Raw genomic sequence first — 14,468 nt, 5'->3', positions numbered from 1 at the left:
GCCTGCTGACAAGGGTGTGCTTCGCTGATGGCGACTTACATCCTCAAGCGCTTTCTCCAACTGATTCCCGTCTTCCTGGGTGCCACGCTGCTGGTCTACTTCCTGGTCTTCAGCCTCCCCGGCGACCCCATTGTCGCCTTGTTCGGCGACAAACCGGTGAACGAGGTCGTCGCCGCCAAGCTGCGCGCCCAGTACCATCTGGACCAGCCGTTCTGGATCCAATACCTGCTCTACCTGAAGAGCATTTTCACCTTCGACCTCGGCCAGGACTTCTCCGGCCGGCCGATCGCCGCCGTTCTTGGCGAGGTCTTCCCGGTCACCGCCCGGCTGGCCGTGATGGCGCTGGTCTTCGAGGCCTTCTTCGGCATCATCTTCGGCCTCATCGCCGGCCTGCGCAAAGGCAAGTACTTCGACGCAACCGTCCTGGTAGCCTCGCTGGTCGTCATCGGCATTCCCATCTTCGTCCTGGGCTTCCTGCTGCAGTTCACCATCGGCGTGCAGTTGGGCTGGGCGAAACCGACTGTCAGTTCGGCTGCCACGGTGCAGGATCTGATCCTGCCCGCCATCGTGCTGGGTCTGGGCTCCTTCGCCTACGTTCTGCGCCTGACCCGCACGAGCGTCATCGAGAACATGAACGCCGACTACGTCCGCACCGCCACGGCAAAGGGCCTGTCCCGCTTCCGCGTGGTCCGGGTGCACATCCTGCGCAACTCCCTGATCCCCGTCATCACGTTCCTTGGCGCTGACCTGGGCGCCCTGATGGGCGGCGCCATCGTCACTGAAGGCATCTTCAACGTACCCGGCGTCGGCAACCGGCTTTACCGGGCTGTGCTGTCCGGCGAAGGCCCGACGGTGGTCTCGATCGTCACCGTGCTGGTGCTGATCTACTGCCTCTCCAACCTGCTCGTTGACCTGCTGTACGCCTGGCTTGACCCGAGGATCCGCTATGACTCCTGAACCCAACACCGCACAGCAGGATGCTTCGGCGCCCGGCACGCGCCACATTGAGCACTACGTTGCCGACTTTGCCGAGACGCCGCTGCAGGCGACGGACAAGGTCAAGGAGGACCAGGCACCGCTCAGCCTGTGGGCCGAGGCCTGGCGGAACCTGCGCAAGCAGCCGCTGTTCCTGATTTCCGCGTTCCTGATCCTGGTGGTCGTCGCTGTGTCCCTCTTCCCGGGGCTCTTCTCGTCAATCGACCCGACCTCCGAGGCGTGCCAGCTGGCAAACTCGGACGGTGGACCCACGTCGGGCCACCCGCTCGGCTTCACCCAGCAGGGCTGCGACGTGTATGCGCGCGTCATCTTCGGCACCCGCTCGTCCGTGACCGTCGGCCTGTTCACCACCATCGGCGTCCTCATCATCGGCGGCATCATGGGTGCGCTGGCCGGCTACTACGGCGGCTGGGTTGACGCCGTGCTGGCACGCATCAATGACATCTTCTTCGCCCTGCCGTTGATCCTCGGCGCCATCGTCGTCATGCAGCTGCCGATGTTCCGGGCGAACCGGACGGCATGGACCCTGGTGCTGATCCTGATGACCTTCGGCTGGCCGCAGATCGCCCGGATCACCCGCGGCGCCGTCATCGAGGTGCGCAACGCGGACTTCGTGACCGCGGCCCGGGCCCTGGGTGTCTCCAAGTTCGGCGCCCTGATGCGGCACGTCCTGCCGAACTCACTGGCCCCGATCATCGTGGTGGCCACGATTTCGCTCGGTACCTTCATCGTCGCGGAATCCACGCTGTCCTTCCTCGGAATCGGGCTTCCGCCCAGCGTGATGTCCTGGGGTAATGACATCCAGGCCGCGCAGGCGTCCCTGCGCTCCAACCCGATGCCGCTGCTCTACCCGGCCATCGCCCTCTCCATCACTGTCCTGAGCTTCATCATGCTGGGCGACGCCCTGCGCGATGCTCTCGATCCCAAAGCGCGCAAGCGATGAAAGGGGATGCCATGAACGCCCCTGTTGAAATCCGTGAAGAAGGCACAGGCGCCGGGCGTCCGCTCCTTGAGATCAGAGACCTGGCCATCAGCTTCAACACCAGCGGCGGCGAAGTCAACGCCGTCCGCAACGCCCACCTGACCGTGATGCCGGGCGAAACCGTGGCAATCGTGGGGGAGTCAGGTTCCGGCAAGTCGACGACGGCCCTGGCCGCCATCGGCTTGCTGCCCAGCAACGGCCGGGTCTCCGCGGGCCAAATCCTCTTTGACGGCGAGGACATTTCCCACGCCAGCGAAAAGCGGATGATCGAACTGCGCGGCAACAGCATCGGTATGGTCCCGCAGGACCCGATGTCCAACCTGAACCCGGTCTGGAAGATCGGCTACCAGGTCCGCGAGACGCTCAAGGCCAACGGCCTGCCGGACAGCGCGGACGACGTCGCCAAGGTGCTGTCCGAGGCCGGCCTGCCCGATGCGGCCCGGCGGGCCAAGCAGTACCCGCATGAGTTCTCCGGCGGCATGCGCCAGCGGGCCCTGATCGCCATCGGTCTGTCCTGCCAGCCGCGCCTGCTCATCGCCGATGAGCCGACGTCGGCCCTGGACGTGACCGTGCAGCGGCAGATCCTGGACCACCTGGACAAAATGACCACCGAACTCGGAACGGCCGTCCTGCTGATCACCCACGACCTGGGCCTCGCCGCCGAACGTGCGGACAAGGTCGTGGTGATGTACCGCGGCCAGGTGGTGGAATCCGGGCCGTCCCTGGAACTGCTGCAGAACCCGCAGCACCCGTACACCAAGCGACTGGTCGCCTCGGCGCCGTCTCTGGCGTCGCGCCGCATCCAGTCCGCCAAGGAACTCGGCGTCGAATCCGATGACCTACTGGCGCCCGACGAGGACGTCGTCGCCGCAGCTGCCATGCCGGATGAGGTCCTGCAGATTGAAAACCTGCGCAAGGTCTTCAAGCTGCGTTCCGGCCTGGGCCGCTCCACCGACTTCACCGCGGTGGACGACGTCTCCTTCAGCGTCAAGCGCGGCACTACGACGGCGATTGTGGGGGAGTCTGGTTCCGGCAAGTCCACGGTGGCGCAGATGGTCCTGAACCTGCTCCAGCCCACCTCCGGCCGGATCGTGTTCGACGGCGTCGACACGTCCACGCTGAACAGCAAGGAGATCTTCGCGTTCCGGCGCCGGGTGCAGCCGATCTTCCAGGACCCGTACGGTTCGCTCGACCCGATGTACAACATCTTCCGGACCATCGAGGAGCCGCTGCGGACCCACAAGATCGGGGACAAGGCCAGCCGCGAGAAGAAGGTCCGGGAACTGCTGGACCAGGTGGCGCTCCCGCAGTCCACCATGCAGCGGTACCCGAACGAACTCTCCGGCGGCCAGCGGCAGCGCGTCGCGATTGCGCGTGCCTTGGCCCTCGACCCCGATGTCATCATCTGCGACGAGGCCGTGTCTGCCCTGGACGTGCTGGTCCAGGCGCAGGTGCTGAACCTGCTCGCAGAGCTGCAGTCCCGGTTGGGCCTGACCTACCTGTTCATCACCCATGACCTCGCGGTGGTGCGGCAGATCGCCGACCACGTCTGCGTGATGGAGAAGGGCAAGCTCGTCGAGACCGGCTCCACGGACGACGTGTTCGATGCGCCCCAGCAGGATTACACCAAGGCCCTGCTCAATGCCATCCCCGGCGCCGGCCTCATGCTTCCTCCGGAAGCGGCCTGATCCGGCAGGTGCCTTAAGCAAAGGAGCCGGTGTCCACCCCGCGGGGCGGGCACCGGCTCCTTCCTTTTACGCCCTCTGTCTTGGCGGGGTGGCGGGTGCGCCGGCACTCAGCCGGCGGCCGCGGCGTCGTCCGCCCGTATCCCCATGTCCTGCAGCCGTTTGCCGAGCAGCACGCCGAGGGCGACGTTGCCTTCGGCGTTCATGTGCACGCCGTCGACCAGCAGCCGGGTGAGGTCGTACTTGGTGAGCCAGTCGCCGACGCTGACGAAAGGGATTTCCTGCCTGGCGGCGATGGTCCCGAGCAGCGTGTCCACCTGAGTGCGGCGCCCGCCGCCGTAGTTCGCGCCGCGGGCCAGCGTGCCGATCATGAGCATCTTGCTGCCGGGGTAGCGCTGCCGGAGGGCCGCGACGAGGCGGTCTGCATTGGCGGCGATCTGGGCGTCGGTGGCGCCGCGGGCGGCGTCGTTGCCGCCGCCCTGGATCACCACCAGGGGCGGGGCACCGTAGGGCAGCTTCCAGTCACCGCGCTGCAGGGCGTCGATGTAGTTTCCGGTCTTGCCGTTCGCCGCGACGAATCCGGTGCCCCCGAGGCCGCAGAAGAACACGCCGTAGCCGGCCCGGCCGAGGCCCTGGCGGGTCCAGCCGGTGACGGGCTCGGACTGCGAGTCGCCGATCAGCACGGCAGTGTGCCGGATGTCCTTGACGATCACCTCGTCGCGGCCGTTAACGGGGTTACGGTATAGGGTGCCGGCGGGCATCGATTCGGGATCCGAACCGGGGAGGAGCCGGGACATCGGGGCGGCCCCGGCCGCGACGGGCTCGCCAGGGGCGCCGGCTGGAACACGGCCGGCCTTGCCGCTGGCAGCGGGCACAGTGCTGGCGCCGGAGGCGGGTGGGGTGTTGGAGGCGGGGGCGGTGTTGGAGACGGGGGCGGTGTTGGAGGAGGGGGCTGGGTCGGATTGGGACTGGGTCTGGCCGCAACCGCCCATCAATACGCCTACGGCGATCATCGGTGCGACGATGCGGAACAGGGCCGAGGCGTTGTGCATTGCTGTCTCCGGGCTGGCGTGCTGTTATCACAGCCATCATGGGGCATGGCGGGATCAAAACAAAGTGACCTTGCTCACTTTTGTGGGCGTGTTCCCCTCCCTGCGGCTGGTGCCGGGGTTGTGCGGCCGCTTCGGTTTTTAGGCCAATAAATGCCCGAGCGTCTAGAATGGGGGGAAGGAGCCCTGTCTTTATGGGTTCATCCGTCGTGCGTTCCGGTTGGAAATGTCGCGATACAACAGCTGACTTCACCACTGAATCGAGCAATAACGCATGTCTGAAACCACCACCAACACCGCGGTAGCCACTGCATCGCGCAGTGACCTGCGCAACGTCGCGATCGTGGCCCACGTTGACCACGGCAAGACCACCCTGGTCGACGCCATGCTCAAGCAGACCAATTCCTTTGCCGCGCACAACCACCTCGAAGACCGGGTCATGGACTCCGGTGACCTCGAGCGCGAAAAGGGCATCACCATCCTGGCCAAGAACACCACCGTGGCCTACAACGGACCGTCCTCCCAGGGCGAGACCATCACCATCAACGTCATCGACACCCCCGGCCACGCCGACTTCGGCGGCGAGGTCGAGCGCGGCCTGTCCATGGTCGACGGCGTCGTCCTCCTCGTCGACGCATCTGAAGGCCCGCTGCCCCAGACCCGCTTCGTCCTCCGCAAGGCCCTCGCCGCGCACCTGCCGGTGATCCTCCTGGTCAACAAGACCGACCGTCCCGATGCCCGGATCGAAGAAGTAGTCCACGAGTCCATGGACCTGCTCCTGGGCCTGGCCTCCGACCTCGCCGACGAAGTTCCGGACCTGGACCTGGACAAGATCCTCAACGTCCCGGTCGTCTACGCCGCCGCCAAGGTCGGCCGTGCGTCCCTTGAGCAGCCGGCAGACGGCTCCGCTCCGGAGAACGAGGACCTCGAGCCGCTCTTCAAGGCCATTATTGAGCACATCCCGGCGCCGACCTACAACCCGAACGGTGTCCTCCAGGCGCACGTTACCAACCTGGACGCCTCCCCGTTCCTGGGCCGCCTGGCACTGCTGCGCATCTACAACGGCACCCTGCGCAAGGGCCAGACCGTTGCGTGGGCCCGCGCCAACGGCGAACTGAAGAACGTCAAGATCACCGAACTGCTGGCCACCAAGGCACTGGACCGTGTGCCGACCGAGTCCGCCGGCCCCGGCGAGATCGTCGCCGTCGCCGGTATCGAGGAAATCACCATCGGTGAGACCCTGACCGACGTCGACAACCCGCAGCCGCTGCCGCTGATCACCGTCGACGACCCGGCCATCTCCATGACCATCGGCATCAACACCTCGCCGCTGGCCGGCCGGGTCAAGGGCGCCAAGGTCACGGCCCGCCAGGTCAAGGACCGCCTGGACAAGGAACTGATCGGTAACGTCTCCATCAAGGTCCTCCCCACCGAGCGCCCGGACGCCTGGGAAGTCCAGGGCCGTGGCGAGCTCGCGCTGGCCATCCTGGTGGAGCAGATGCGCCGCGAAGGCTTCGAGCTGACCGTGGGTAAGCCGCAGGTTGTCACCAAGACCGTCGACGGCAAGATCCACGAGCCGATGGAACACATGACCATCGACGTGCCCGAAGAGTACCTGGGCGCCGTCACGCAGCTGATGGCAGCCCGCAAGGGCCGCATGACCAACATGGCCAACCACGGCACCGGCTGGTGCCGCATGGAGTTCATCGTTCCTGCCCGTGGCCTCATCGGTTTCCGCACCAAGTTCCTCACGGACACCCGAGGCGCCGGCATCGCCGCCTCAATCTCCGAGGGCTACGAGCCGTGGGCCGGTCCGATCGAGTACCGCACCAACGGTTCGATGATCGCCGACCGCGCCGGTGTTGTGACGCCGTTCGCCATGATCAACCTGCAGGAGCGCGGCTCGTTCTTCGTGCGCCCCACCTCCGAGGTCTACGAAGGCCAGATCGTCGGCGAGAACTCCCGCGCTGACGACATGGACGTCAATATCACCAAGGAAAAGAAGCTCACCAACATGCGCGCCGCTTCCTCGGACACCTTCGAGAACCTGACGCCGCCGCGCGACCTGACGCTCGAGGAATCGCTCGAATTTGCCCGTGAAGACGAGTGCGTCGAGGTCACGCCGGATTCCATCCGCATCCGCAAGCTCATCCTGGACGTCAACCAGCGCGCCAAGTCCAACCGGGCACGCGCCAAGGCCTGATCCCGGCTTCCGGGCTCCGGCTGCGACATGACCACGAGAGCTGCCGGTAGGGCAGGCGGTATTGCCGCCGCCCTGCCGGCAGCTCTTTTTGTTGCCTTGGCCGGCACCGCCCTGCACCGGCAGGATATGCCCGTAGGCGGAGTCGAGCTGCCTTGGGGCGCCGTGGCCGCGCTGGTGTTGCTGGCGTCCGTGGAACTGCTGCTGGGGGCAGCGTTTAGGTCCGCTGTCCCGACGGCCGTCTGCGGAGCGGGATGCTACGCGCTCACCGGCTGGTGGTCCACCCTGGAGCCGGGCCGCCGCCTGATCCTCGGCGACCTGGCCGGCAACCTGTGGATCTTCGGGATTGCCGTGGTCACGGTGGGCATGCTCGCCTGGTGCCGCCGCTACGCACGCCGCGGCTAGCCAGCTGTGCGCGGGGGATTCGTTGCGCGGCTACGGCACTCGTGGGACATGCCCATTCCCTGCCTGCCCGGTGGACATGCTCATTCTTGAGGCCCAGGGCTGGGCATAACGGGCATATGCTCTTCGCTCACGCCCCGCGACGGACATGTCCGGAGGCGATCGTTGGAGATGCCCGTTCCCGGCGTGCCCGGGTGGACATGCTTATTTTTCAGACCCGGGGTGAGCGTCTCGGGCATATGCTCATCGCTCACGCCCCGCGACGGACATGTCCGGAGGTGATCGTTGGACCTGCCCGGTGCAACTTTCCGCCGCTGGACAAGTGGTTGTGCACATAGCGCCGTTCCCGGCTGCCGCCGTTCGACCCGGGAGCGTCACCATGTCCCTATGGTCAAAATCAACGAAGTCATTGCCGAATTCGACGGCGTAGCCCGGGCTAAGCATCTGGCCGCGGCAGGGGTTTCCAGCGCCCAGCTCCACGCCGCCATGGCCGGCGGCACCCTGACCCGGGTTGCCCGGGGGGTCTACGCGCTGCCCGGCGCCGACCCGCAACTGATCGCCATCCGCTCCCTGCCGGGCGAGCCAGCATGCGTCAGCGCAGCCGAACTCCGCGGGCTTTGGATTGTGCGAGTACCGAGCCAGCCCCACGTCGCATTGACGCACAGCCGCTCTTACCCGGGCTTCGTCTGCCACCGGATTGTCGCGCCGCCGACACTTGCGGACACCGTGATCCAGAGCCTGCGCTGCCTGCCGGAACTGGACGCTCTCGCCATTGCGGAATCCGCCGTCGTACTCAAGGACCTGCCGCTCTCGGAGCTGCGCCAGCGACTGACCGGCCGAAATGATGCCCGCGAACGACGGATCGTAGCGTCCATCGTCCCGCAGTCACAGTCCGTGATCGAGTGTTTGGCCAGGTTCCATTTGCGGCGGGCCGGCTACCACGTCGAATCACAGGTAAATATCCCGGGCATGGGACACCTGGATCTCATGGTGGACGGCCGACTTGGCATCGAGACCGATGGTGCCGGGTTTCATATGGACCGGGCAAGTTTTGAGGAAGACCGACGCCGGTGGAACGTCACAACCCGTCTGGGCGTGCCTACCCTGGTTGTGAGCTATCCGTTGCTTAGGTACCGGCCACAGGAATTCATTGCACTGGTAAGCGACACGCTGAACAGGCTCTCTGTGGCCGCCTAAGGATGGGCATGTCCCGCTGTCAAAGGGCGCCCTGGGACGGCCGAAGCCGGACATGTCCCGCGCGTGACCCAAGGGATGGGCATATAGACATTATGTCCATTGCCCAAAGGCAGGGGAGGGCATGTCCGCTGGAGGGGGTTAGGGGAGGGCATGTCCCCGGGGCCGGCGCGGAGGGGCGGGCGGAACCTGCTTGGCGGCCACGACGAGCACGAGCGGGATCACGACGTCGGCGCGCCGGGTGCGGACGGTACAACCGCCGTCGGCTCTGGCCACGAGCTCGCCGAGGGCATCCGTGACGCCGCCCTCGATCCGGTAGCGCACCACCACGCGGGTGCCCAGGGGCGCGTCGGAGAGGAAATGCTGCGGCCCGGGCGTCGCTAATGTCACGTGTCCATAGTAGGGGGGGCCGGGCACTGTGACGCCCGGCTAGGTTCGCGGGAACTGCCTGGGAGATAATAGGCTCAGAAGTCAGCAGCCCGGCGCCCAAGCCGGGAGCAAAACCGGCGGGATGCCGGAACCAACGTGGAGAGGCCAGGGACGTGACGTACGTAATCGCGCAGCCGTGTGTAGATGTCAAGGACAAGGCATGTATTGAAGAGTGCCCCGTCGATTGCATCTACGAGGGTGAGCGTTCCCTGTACATCCACCCGGACGAGTGCGTGGATTGCGGCGCCTGTGAGCCGGTCTGCCCGGTGGAGGCGATCTACTACGAGGACGACACCCCGGATGAGTGGGCCGAATATTACAAGGCCAACGTCGAGTTTTTCGACGTGCTCGGCTCCCCGGGCGGCGCCGCCAAGATCGGTAACACCCACACGGACCACCCCATGATTGCCGCCCTGCCGCCGCAGAACCAAGACGACTAGGACGGCGTAACAGTGAGTTCTGCGGTGCGTAGCTTCGGCCTTAGCCTGCCCGACTACCCGTGGGAAGCGTTGGCGCCCTATCTGGCGCGCGCCGCCGAACATCCCGGGGGCCTGGCCAACCTCTCGATCGGCACCCCCGTGGACGACACGCCCGCCCTGGTGCAGGAAGCCCTCCGCGCGGCGGCCAACGCCCCCGGCTACCCCACGGTGCACGGCACGCCGGCCCTGCGGGAGGCGGTTGTGGCCTGGTTTGCCCGACGCCGCGGCGTCCCCGGACTGGATCCGCAGCATGTGATGCCCACCGTCGGATCCAAGGAACTCGTGGCGTGGCTGCCTTTCCTGCTCGGCCTTAAGCCGGGCGACGTCGTCGTCCGGCCCACCGTCGCCTACCCCACGTACGACATCGGGGCCACCTTCACCGGCGCCGAGCACGTGGCCGCGGACGACCTCGACGAACTCGACACCGCCACCCGGCGCCGCGTACGCCTCGTCTGGGTGAATTCGCCGGCCAATCCCACCGGCAGCGTCCGTGACGCCGCGTCGCTGAAACGGATCGTCGACCAGGCCCGCGAGCTCGGTGCCGTGGTGGCCTCGGACGAGTGCTACGCCGAACTCGGCTGGGGCGACTGGGACGTCCAGCGGGGTGGCTCGCCGGTCCCCAGCATCCTTGACCCGCGGGTGGCCGGGGGCTCCCACGAGGGTCTCCTGGCGGTCTACTCGCTCAGCAAACAGTCCAATCTGGCCGGCTACCGCGCCGCCTTTGTGGCCGGCGACGGCGCGATCATGGCCAACCTGGTCAACAGCCGCAAGCACGCCGGCATGATCGTGCCCTACCCGGTCCAGGAAGCCATGCGGGTGGCTCTCGGGGACGATTCCCACGTTGCGGCCCAGAAGGACCGGTACCGCGGACGGCGCGAGCGGATCGTCCCGGCGCTGGAGGGTTTCGGCTTGACCATCCATGAATCCCGTGCCGGGCTCTATCTCTGGGCCACGGCAGGAGAGCCGACCTGGGACACCGTCGGCAGGCTCGCCGACCGGGGAATCGTCGTCGGCCCGGGCGTCTTTTACGGCGACGCCGGCAACGGCTTCATCCGGGTGGCGCTGACGGCCACCGACGAACGGATCGACGCCGCCGTCGCGCGGCTGGCCCCGGGACCGTAACAATGACGTGATGCGGGCCACAAGAGGCGCGATCTGCGCGCCCTGAAGGGCCCCCGGATTAGTGCCACCCGCGAACTCCCGGTAGTTTTTAACTGACTATCAATGGTGGCTTTCCACAAGAAGGCAGCGCAGCCATTGGAATCCGTGTTCAGATACAGGTTCCGTGGACGGCTTTACCAGATGTTGGATCAAGCTTTCAACAGGGGCCCTGACGCCCCATGAGGAGAATCCATGACTGAGACCACCAGCGCTACCCTGCGTTTTGACGGCGGCGAGCTCGAGCTCCCGCGCATCAAGGTTGTTGAAGGAAACGAAGGCTACGACGTTTCCAAGCTGTTGAAGCAGACCGGCGCCGTGGCCTTCGACCCCGGTTTCATGAACACCGCGGCCACCACCTCGGCTATCACCTACATCGACGGTGACGCCGGCATCCTGCGCTACCGGGGCTACCCGATCGAGCAGCTCGCCCAGCACTCGAGCTTCCTCGAGGTGTCCTACCTGCTGATTTACGGAAACCTCCCGACGCCGGCCGAGCTGGACGCATTCGACCAGCGGATCCGTCACCACACCCTGCTGCACGAGGAGCTCAAGGGCTTCTTCAGCGGCTTCCCGCGCGACGCCCACCCGATGCCGGTGCTCTCCTCGGCAGTGTCCGCACTGTCGACCTTCTACCAGGACTCGCTGGACCCGTTCAACCCCGAGCACGTTGAGGTTTCCACCTACCGGTTGCTGGCCAAGATGCCGGTCATCGCCGCGTACGCTCTGAAGAAGTCCGTCGGCCAGCCCATGCTGTACCCGGACAACTCGCACAACCTCGTGGAGAATTTCCTGCGCCTGAGCTTCGGTCTCCCGGCCGAGCAGTACGAGGTGGACCCCGTGGTGGCCAAGGCCCTTGACCTGCTGTTGATCCTGCACGCGGACCACGAGCAGAACTGCTCGACCTCCACGGTCCGGCTGGTCGGCTCCTCCAACGCCAACCTCTTTGCCTCCGTGTCCGCCGGCATCAACGCCCTCTTCGGCCCCGCCCACGGCGGCGCCAACGAGGCAGTGCTCAAGATGCTCCGCCAGATTCAGGCCGACGGCATCAAGCCCGAGGACTACATGGAGAAGGTCAAGAACAAGGAAGACGGCGTCCGCCTGATGGGCTTCGGGCACCGCGTCTACAAGAACTACGATCCGCGTGCCAAGATCGTCAAGGCCACGGCCCATGAGATTCTCGGCAAGCTCGGCGGCAACGACGAACTCCTGGAAATTGCGCTCCGCCTGGAAGAGAAGGCCCTGGGCGATGACTACTTCATCCAGCGCAAGCTCTACCCCAACGTGGACTTCTACACCGGCCTGATCTACAAGGCCATGGGCTTCCCGGAGAAGATGTTCACCGTGCTGTTCGCGATCGGACGCCTGCCGGGCTGGATTGCCCAGTGGCGTGAAATGATTAGCGACCCGAACACCAAGATCGGCCGCCCGCGCCAGCTCTACACAGGAGAGCCGGAACGGGACTACCCCGCCGTCTGACGCGTGACCCCAGACTGAGAAGGACCCACGACGCCGGCCGCGCACCTCGAGCATGAGGTCCGCGGCCGGCGTCTTTTGTTGCGGCAGCCACGGTATGGGAAGACACGGTGCTGGAGTTGCTCCTGTGACTGGCGCGGGGTCAACGCGAGAGAGCTCATCCGTGCTAAAAAGGAGCAATGCCCAAATTTGTCGACGCCGCTTTGCGGCGCCAGGACGTTGTCGAAGCCGTGTTCCGGATCGTCGCGGCGGACGGGCTCGAACGGGCCTCGCTCCGCGAAGTGGCGGATGAAGCGGGGCTGGCCGTGGGCTCCGTCCGGCACTACTTCGCCAGCAGCGACGAACTCCTGGCCCACTCCTTCGGCGTAGTGGTGGACCGGATCGCCGGGCGGCTCGGGGCCGCCGAGGCAAGACTGGCCGGTGCCGCCCCGGGATCCGAGGAGCACCGCCGGGGCGTGTTAACCCTGCTGGGGGAATTCTTACCCCTGGACGATGAGCGCGCCGTCGATGCCTGCGTCTGGATGGCTTTCAAGAACGCCGCCCGGACCCGGCCGTTCCTGGCCCCGGAGGCTGACCGCAGCCACCGCACTGTGGCCGCCGTCGTCGGCCGGCTGATGATGGACCTGTCCCAAGGCGCCGGTGGCGGGGTCGCCGCCCCGGAAGGCCCGGACCAGCAGCAGTTGGTTACCGAGGCGGAGAGGCTGCTGGCGACCCTGGACGGCCTGACCATGCATGCGCTGCTGCAGCCGGAGTGGATGACTGCGCAAATGTGCCACGATGTGCTCGACGCCCATCTGACCAGCCTCGACAGCCGCGCTGCCGCACCGTTGACCCATTAACCTGCGCCCGCTTCAGGAATAGACTGGAAAACACGGCTTGTCAAGGGAGGCAATCGGATGCATCATACCGGCGGACCCGGCTGGCGGATCACTATGGACACCTCAGGTCCCATGCTCATTGCACTGTATGTTCGCGACGCGGCCGGCCTGGACGCCGCGGGACATCCTGCCCTCTGCCACGCAGCCCCGAAGATCCGGCCCTCCGACCATGCGCACCTCGTCGATGAGGTGGGCGGCGTCGGTGCCTTGAAGACCGAATGGGAGGCGTGGTGGGCCCAGCTGCTGAAATCCCAGCCCGAAATGGAACCGGATCTTGGGCCGCCGGGATTTCGCGAGTTCGGGAACTCGCCAGCCCTCCGGCGCGTGCTCCAAGCGCACTTCGGCGCAGCCCTCAACTGGGCCCGCGAACGCCGGGGGGAGTACTTGGCCCTCGAAGCCGAGCGGGACGCCAACGGTGCCACGCAACTGCTGGCCGACCTGGTGGACGACCGGCTGCTGGAAGTCGGTCGGGCCGCGCGCGATTTCGAACTGACTATTATCGAGCTGCCCCTCGCCGAACCGCGGGCCTGGTTCTTGGAGCCGGACAGGATCGTTATGAGTTCTGCGTTGCTTTCTGATCCGGAGCTGTTCAGAAGTTATGTCCGGCCGGTCGTCGAGCTGTTGGTCTGAACCTGCGGCACGGCCAAACCGCGCGGCCGCTCCGGCACGGGGCCGAAGCGGACAGCTAAGCCGCCGGGTCAGCGGCCACGGTGATGGTGACCTGCCCGGCGGGCGCGTTCGCGGCCTGCCAGCCGTTGTGCGAGAGCCGGGTCCAGCTATGCCCGTCCACCCGGACCTCGGTGATGCCAAGCGCCTTCGCATTGGCCACCGCCCACTGGGCCACGGCCCATGCCTGGGTGGCCTCGGCCGAAACGGTCACCGTCCGGCCTGCCGTCGTCGCCGGGATGGCGCCGAAGGCCGAAGCCAGCCGCTGCTGGATCTGGCCAGGGTCGCCGGCTGTCTCCGGCTTGCGAAGCGAGCAATCGAGGCCCGGCGCGGTGTAGCCGGTCAGGGCCGAAGCGAAAGCCCGGGCCATCGGCTCATGTTGGGCGTACGCCCCCGGGTACGCCGAACGCTGGACCTCCTGGGCGGCCTCGGTGATGGGAAGCGACTCATAGCCGGGAATCTTCACGAGCGCATCGTAGAAGGCGTTGGCGGCATGAACCGGGTCCATCACTTCCTGCTCGGTGCCCCAGCCCTGGGAGGGCCGCTGCTGGAACAGGCCGCGGGAATCTGGGCCCGCCTGGTCGCCGTGGCCGATGTTGCGGAGCTTTGATTCCTGCATGGACGTGGCCAAGGCGATGCTTGCCGCGCGTGCGGGCAGCCCGCGGCGAACGGCGATGGCACTGATGAGTGCGGCGTTCGCCGCCTGGTCGGTGGCGAGGTCCTCGCCGCCGGCCCCCGTCGCGGTGCAGCGCTCGGTGACGAGTGTCTCCGAGCGTTGCAGGAATCCAACGGCCGTGTAGATGGCGCCGGCCACCAAGGCCAGGGCCAGCAACAGCACGGCCCCACGGCGCCAGCCCCCTCTGCGTGCCACGTA

General features: G+C 66.5%; 14 protein-coding genes. 11 read left to right on the top strand and 3 right to left on the bottom strand.

Going from position 1 to position 14,468, the window contains the following annotated elements:
* The first annotated feature begins 27 nt into the window (after positions 1 to 27).
* Genes ABIB14_RS07335 through ABIB14_RS07325 form a run of 3 tightly spaced genes read left to right on the top strand, consistent with a single transcriptional unit; the run spans position 28 to position 3,666 of the window.
* Positions 28 to 957, top strand: coding sequence for an ABC transporter permease (locus ABIB14_RS07335; protein ID WP_354235224.1), 930 nt, complete (start codon positions 28 to 30; stop codon positions 955 to 957).
* Complete coding sequence (locus ABIB14_RS07330; protein WP_354235223.1) at positions 947 to 1,939, top strand: ABC transporter permease; 993 nt, start codon at positions 947 to 949, stop codon at positions 1,937 to 1,939. The genes ABIB14_RS07335 and ABIB14_RS07330 overlap by 11 nt, the downstream gene beginning before the upstream one ends.
* Before the next feature lie 11 nt (positions 1,940 to 1,950).
* Positions 1,951 to 3,666 (top strand): ABC transporter ATP-binding protein, encoded by a 1,716-nt coding sequence (locus ABIB14_RS07325; RefSeq protein WP_354235222.1) that lies wholly within the window; start codon positions 1,951 to 1,953, stop codon positions 3,664 to 3,666.
* Between the two features lie 107 nt (positions 3,667 to 3,773).
* Here ABIB14_RS07325 and ABIB14_RS07320 read toward each other — a convergent pair whose 3' ends face one another.
* A complete protein-coding gene (locus ABIB14_RS07320) occupies positions 3,774 to 4,715 on the bottom strand; it encodes an SGNH/GDSL hydrolase family protein (protein WP_354235221.1) in 942 nt (313 codons plus the stop codon).
* Positions 4,716 to 4,986: 271 nt separating this feature from the next.
* On the opposite strand from ABIB14_RS07320, the gene typA reads away from it, so the two are divergent.
* The 3 genes from typA to ABIB14_RS07305 all read left to right on the top strand — a co-directional run bounded on the left by typA (position 4,987) and on the right by ABIB14_RS07305 (position 8,511).
* A complete protein-coding gene (gene typA, locus ABIB14_RS07315; RefSeq protein ID WP_354235220.1) occupies positions 4,987 to 6,915 on the top strand; it encodes a translational GTPase TypA in 1,929 nt (642 codons plus the stop codon).
* A 27-nt stretch (positions 6,916 to 6,942) separates the two neighbouring features.
* Entirely contained in the window at positions 6,943 to 7,317 is a 375-nt protein-coding gene (locus ABIB14_RS07310; protein ID WP_354235219.1) for a hypothetical protein, read from the top strand.
* 384 nt (positions 7,318 to 7,701) lie between these two features.
* A complete protein-coding gene (locus tag ABIB14_RS07305) occupies positions 7,702 to 8,511 on the top strand; it encodes a type IV toxin-antitoxin system AbiEi family antitoxin domain-containing protein (protein WP_354235218.1) in 810 nt (269 codons plus the stop codon).
* Positions 8,512 to 8,649: 138 nt separating this feature from the next.
* Here ABIB14_RS07305 and ABIB14_RS07300 read toward each other — a convergent pair whose 3' ends face one another.
* Entirely contained in the window at positions 8,650 to 8,898 is a 249-nt protein-coding gene (locus ABIB14_RS07300; protein WP_354235217.1) for a putative acetyltransferase, read from the bottom strand.
* Between the two features lie 152 nt (positions 8,899 to 9,050).
* On the opposite strand from ABIB14_RS07300, the gene fdxA reads away from it, so the two are divergent.
* The 5 genes from fdxA (at position 9,051) to ABIB14_RS07275 (ending at position 13,558) form a co-directional block, all read left to right on the top strand.
* Positions 9,051 to 9,377 carry a ferredoxin gene (gene fdxA, locus ABIB14_RS07295; protein ID WP_354235216.1) on the top strand — a complete coding sequence of 109 codons (327 nt, stop codon included), beginning with the start codon at positions 9,051 to 9,053 and terminating at the stop codon, positions 9,375 to 9,377.
* A 12-nt stretch (positions 9,378 to 9,389) separates the two neighbouring features.
* Positions 9,390 to 10,538 carry a succinyldiaminopimelate transaminase gene (dapC, locus tag ABIB14_RS07290; protein ID WP_354235215.1) on the top strand — a complete coding sequence of 383 codons (1,149 nt, stop codon included), beginning with the start codon at positions 9,390 to 9,392 and terminating at the stop codon, positions 10,536 to 10,538.
* A gap of 231 nt (positions 10,539 to 10,769) precedes the next feature.
* A complete protein-coding gene (locus tag ABIB14_RS07285; RefSeq protein WP_354235214.1) occupies positions 10,770 to 12,053 on the top strand; it encodes a citrate synthase in 1,284 nt (427 codons plus the stop codon).
* 176 nt (positions 12,054 to 12,229) lie between these two features.
* Positions 12,230 to 12,889, top strand: a complete 660-nt coding sequence (locus tag ABIB14_RS07280) for a TetR/AcrR family transcriptional regulator (protein WP_354235213.1) — start codon at positions 12,230 to 12,232, stop codon at positions 12,887 to 12,889.
* Positions 12,890 to 12,946: 57 nt separating this feature from the next.
* Entirely contained in the window at positions 12,947 to 13,558 is a 612-nt protein-coding gene (locus tag ABIB14_RS07275) for a hypothetical protein (RefSeq protein ID WP_354235212.1), read from the top strand.
* A gap of 55 nt (positions 13,559 to 13,613) precedes the next feature.
* Here the strand turns inward: ABIB14_RS07275 and ABIB14_RS07270 are convergent, their stop codons facing one another.
* A complete protein-coding gene (locus tag ABIB14_RS07270; RefSeq protein WP_354235211.1) occupies positions 13,614 to 14,465 on the bottom strand; it encodes a hypothetical protein in 852 nt (283 codons plus the stop codon).
* Between the last annotated feature and the right edge of the window lie 3 nt (positions 14,466 to 14,468).

Origin of the sequence: Arthrobacter sp. UYEF3 (assembly GCF_040546245.1) — a bacterium.
Taxonomy (GTDB): Bacteria; Actinomycetota; Actinomycetes; order Actinomycetales; family Micrococcaceae; genus Arthrobacter.
Note: the sequence above shows the minus strand (reverse complement) of the source record. Positions and strands in the feature narration are given on the sequence as shown.

Coding starts and splice junctions, on each gene's coding strand:
- ABIB14_RS07285 (WP_354235214.1), top strand. CDS start 10,770: ATGACTGAGACCACCAGCGCTACCCTGCGTTTTGACGGCGGCGAGCTC.
- ABIB14_RS07320 (WP_354235221.1), bottom strand. CDS start 4,715: ATGCACAACGCCTCGGCCCTGTTCCGCATCGTCGCACCGATGATCGCC.
- ABIB14_RS07275 (WP_354235212.1), top strand. CDS start 12,947: ATGCATCATACCGGCGGACCCGGCTGGCGGATCACTATGGACACCTCA.
- ABIB14_RS07335 (WP_354235224.1), top strand. CDS start 28: ATGGCGACTTACATCCTCAAGCGCTTTCTCCAACTGATTCCCGTCTTC.
- ABIB14_RS07305 (WP_354235218.1), top strand. CDS start 7,702: ATGGTCAAAATCAACGAAGTCATTGCCGAATTCGACGGCGTAGCCCGG.
- ABIB14_RS07310 (WP_354235219.1), top strand. CDS start 6,943: ATGACCACGAGAGCTGCCGGTAGGGCAGGCGGTATTGCCGCCGCCCTG.
- typA (WP_354235220.1), top strand. CDS start 4,987: ATGTCTGAAACCACCACCAACACCGCGGTAGCCACTGCATCGCGCAGT.
- ABIB14_RS07325 (WP_354235222.1), top strand. CDS start 1,951: ATGAACGCCCCTGTTGAAATCCGTGAAGAAGGCACAGGCGCCGGGCGT.
- ABIB14_RS07330 (WP_354235223.1), top strand. CDS start 947: ATGACTCCTGAACCCAACACCGCACAGCAGGATGCTTCGGCGCCCGGC.
- ABIB14_RS07280 (WP_354235213.1), top strand. CDS start 12,230: ATGCCCAAATTTGTCGACGCCGCTTTGCGGCGCCAGGACGTTGTCGAA.